Origin of the sequence: Daeguia caeni (genome assembly GCF_042653845.1) — a bacterium.
Taxonomy (GTDB): Bacteria; Pseudomonadota; Alphaproteobacteria; order Rhizobiales; family Rhizobiaceae; genus Brucella; species Brucella caeni.
Map to the genome: position 1 here is coordinate 1 of NZ_JBHSEL010000009.1, position 3,736 is coordinate 3,736.

Below are 3,736 nucleotides of genomic sequence, written 5' to 3' on the forward strand. Positions count from 1 at the left end.
CTCCGGCACGTCGGCCGCCGCGCCATAGCCGGCGGTGAAGATGATCGAGACGGCATCCGCGCGACGGAAGGTAGCCGGCCAGGCATTTCCGGGCTGAGGCTCGACGTGGGCACCGCAGGCATCGGTATGCAGGGCATAGAGGCCCGGATCGAGCACCTGCTGCACATTGCCGGCATCGAAGTAGCTGACGCTGTCGATCGCGGTGACCGGCGCCAGCGGCAATGGCAGGTGATCGGCAAAGCGGCCGAACTCCTGTCGCCAGGTTTGGGTAATCAGCGCCCGCCCGAGAATGCCGGACCAGCCGTCGAGATATGCCGTCGCCGCCTTGATCTGAGCGGTGATCAGATCGTCCTGGTCATCGTGATCGACGCGCAGATGGGCCTTGGCTTCGCTGAGCGACACCGGCATGGTCGCGGGCGCAACCGTGCGGACGGGAGCGAGCATGGCTGTATTCCTACAGGTTGATGAACGGGGGGTGGCCAGAATCTCGGCGCTGCCGACTGTCTGGCCGCTCTGACCGATCAGGCGACCGGCGCGTCGTGAGGATGGCCAAGCGCAAAGACGGCGCCGGCAGCGATCGACGTGCCGGAGGTCTTGGTGATGACGGCGCGGATGTAGCGCTTCGTGCCCTTGTAGCCCTGCTTGCAGACCGTGTCGGCTTCGAGCGCTGCCGGTAGAGTGCCCTGGAGGTCGGCTGCGGCAACGTCGCTGAAGTCGCCGTCGTCCGTGGTGTCGGCATGCTGCAGCTTCACGTCGAACACGCCGTCGCCGGCAATCGCGCCGGTGGTGATGATCAGCGTTGCCGCGTTGTAGCCTTGCAGATCGGCATGGCTGCCCTTGGTGGTGGCCGTGACCACGGCCGGAACCAGAGACGCAACCAGGCTGAGGCCGGAGATACCGTCCTTCATGACAGGAGTCCTTTCAATGAATGGGAATTGTGAAGAGACGGGCAGCCGGAGCCGCCCGTCATGTGGATCAGGTGCTGACCTTCAGCAGCTTGAGCGCCTCGAAGTTGACCACGCCGCCGCCGACCCGCTTGGTGGTGTAGAACAACACGTTCGGCTTGGCGGTGTAGGGATCGCGCAGGACGCGGATGCCGATGCGGTCGACGATCAGATAGGCGCGGCCGAAGTCGCCGAAGGCGACGGGAAAGGCATTGGCCGCCACCGCCGGCATATTGTCGTCGGTATGGACCGGCTTGCCGAGGATGGTGGCCACCTGTGCAGGGCCGGAGGGTGGCGCCCAGACATAGGCGCCTTCGGCGTCCTTGAACTTGCGCACCGTGTTCATGGTCGCATCCGACATCAGCCAGGAGGCTCCGTTCCGGTAGCCGGATTTCAGGGCATAGTAGAGGTCGATCAGGCAATCGGCAGGATTGGCCGAGGCGGTCGCCGCAACAAAGCCGTCAGCCTTGCCTGAAGCGACGAAGCCGATCTTGCCCCAGGCATGGGAGGCATTGGCCACCGTGTCATAGGCAAGGATGCCGCGCGGCTTGTTGATGCCGTCGCCATGGGCAAAGGCAGCACCCTCCTGTTCGGCGAATTCGATCGCCACTTCCTCGGCCAGCCATGCGGCAAGATCGATGCGCGCATCGTCGAGCGAGGTCTGCGTGGCGCCGGGCATAGCGTAGATCTCGCCGGTATTGATGGCGATCTCACGCAAGGTCGGCGTGGCCGTGCCAGGACGATCCTGTTCCTCGCCAACCCAGCCCGACGTCGCCCCGCCCATATTGACCAGCTTCTTGTAGGTACTGGTCGAGATCGAGATGGTGCGGGCGAGCGAGCGGATGGTGGAGACGGTGCCGAGCACCCGGTCGATCCCGGCCTCGGTCTCTTCCGGCACCAGATAACCGCCGTCGGGATCGGACTGGGTGGTCAGCTTGGCCTTGACCTCGAGATCACGCAGGCCGGCATCGACACCGCGCCGGAAGAAGCGGTCGAAGGCTTGCGCATGCTCGGCCTTGTCCGGATCGGTCGTCCCGCCAACACCGCCGACCTTGACCGCTGCCAGCATGGCGTTGGTCTCGTCGAGCGCCTTTTGCAGGGCGGTGATCTCGGCATTGATGCGATCGACCTTTTCGGTCTGCACCACGTCGGCCATGCCGGCCTTGATGTCGGCCAGCTCCTTGTCGCGCTCGGCCTTGAAGTCCTCGAAGGTCTTCTGCAACTCAGCGAGGATCTTTGTGGTGCTGCCGGAATCAGCGCGCACGGCATGGATCCCGCGCGCACGCGGGGTGAGTTCGATACCCATGATGGGTTCTCCTATGATCTGATGGTGTCGATCAGCCGCTGGATGGCGGCTGCATGGGAGCCAGCGTCGTGCATGGCGGTTTCGGCAGCGTCGTGCATGCCGGCAATCTGGCAAAACATCTTGCGCCGCTCCGTGCGCGAGATGCCCTGTTGCGCTAACGCCGCATCGATGCGGCGCTTGGCGCGGATTTCGGGGCGGACCTGCGCGGACGCATTGGTCTCTGCATGGATTTGGGCATCGTCGACGACATCGGCAAAGCCGTATTCGACTGCCTGTTCCGAGCTCATGAACGTCTCCGCATCCATCAGCTGTTCAATGTCGGCGCGCTCCATGCCGGTGCGCGCCTGGTAGATGTCGGCAATAGCCGCATCGAACTGGTCAAACAGGTTTGCAGCCTCACGCATGTCATGACGATTGCCGATGACGACACCCCAGGCATTGTGCACCATCATGAAGGAGCCGAACCCCATGCGAATGTCGTCACCGGCCATGGCGATGATCGAGGCAGCCGACGCCGCCCAGCCCAGCACCTCGACCGTAACCTTGGCCGGATGGGCACGCAGCAGATTGTAGATCGCGATCCCCTCGAACATGTCGCCGCCGGGCGAGTTGATGCGCACGATGACGTCGCGATTGCCGATCGAACGGAGCGCCGCCGAGATGCGCTTTGCCGTGACGCCGCCGCCTGTCCAGCCATCGTCGCCGATGACGTCGAAGATGGAGATGGTGGCGTCGGCGTCGGCATCGGGCGCAGCGACAAAAGGGTGCTCGGCCCACCGTTCCAGCACGTCGCTCGGCGCATCCCACTGGTAGTTCTGCGGCCGAGGGAACGTCCGTGCCTCGGGCAGTTTGCGAAGGCTCATGTGTCAGTGTCCTCTTCGAGCGACGACCTGTCGTGGTCGCTGTCGTCGGTGATCGGCGCTCCCGCCGTGTTGGGCGGCGGATAGAAGATGTCGCCACCATCGCGCGGGTTCTGGTCTTCGAGCGTGCGGATTTCATTCGGGCTGTAGACGCCCCATTGCAGGCCTTTGACGTAAGCCTCCCAGCGCGCCTTGATGTCACCCTTGACCAGCGCCGCCCGGTTGAAGCGCGCGTAGAGATCGTCTTCCGCGCCGATCAGGTCGCGGTTGATCGCCTCTTCCCACATGGTCAGATGGTCCTCGAGCGTCCAGGCGACGAAGCCGATCGATTGCTGCTCGATACCCGTGCCCCAGCTGGTCGACTTTTCCGTATCGCCGATCATGTGCGGCGGCACGCCGAAGAACATGGCAATGTCGGTGCGGCTGAACTTTCTGGCCTCCAGCCATTGCGCATCCTCGGCCGTCATGGCGATGCGGGCATAATCCATACCCTCTTCGAGGATCAGGTTTTTTCCCTCCTGCTCGCCACCGGAGCGGAACTCCTCGAGCCCGGCCCTGAGATTGGCGACGGCCTCCGGCCCGAGCTTGTTGGGATGTTTCAATACGCCGCTCACACGGGCGCCATT

The 3,736-nt window shown here is 64.0% G+C and carries 5 protein-coding genes; all 5 read right to left on the reverse strand.

The genetic code is table 11. The features are described from left to right. Nucleotides 1-444: head-tail connector protein (locus ACFO1V_RS01080; RefSeq protein ID WP_380075011.1), on the reverse strand; the 444-nt coding region annotated here is incomplete at its 3' end. A gap of 77 nt (nt 445-521) precedes the next feature. Beyond that, nucleotides 522-908, reverse strand: coding sequence for a hypothetical protein (locus ACFO1V_RS01085; protein ID WP_380075013.1), 387 nt, complete (start codon nt 906-908; stop codon nt 522-524). 67 nt (nt 909-975) lie between these two features. Beyond that, complete coding sequence (locus tag ACFO1V_RS01090) at nt 976-2,250, reverse strand: phage major capsid protein (RefSeq protein WP_380075014.1); 1,275 nt, start codon at nt 2,248-2,250, stop codon at nt 976-978. Between the two features lie 11 nt (nt 2,251-2,261). Continuing rightward, nucleotides 2,262-3,113, reverse strand: a complete 852-nt coding sequence (locus tag ACFO1V_RS01095; RefSeq protein WP_380075016.1) for a head maturation protease, ClpP-related — start codon at nt 3,111-3,113, stop codon at nt 2,262-2,264. After that, nucleotides 3,110-3,736: phage portal protein (locus tag ACFO1V_RS01100; RefSeq protein ID WP_380075018.1), on the reverse strand; the 627-nt coding region annotated here is incomplete at its 5' end. The genes ACFO1V_RS01100 and ACFO1V_RS01095, both read right to left, overlap by 4 nt.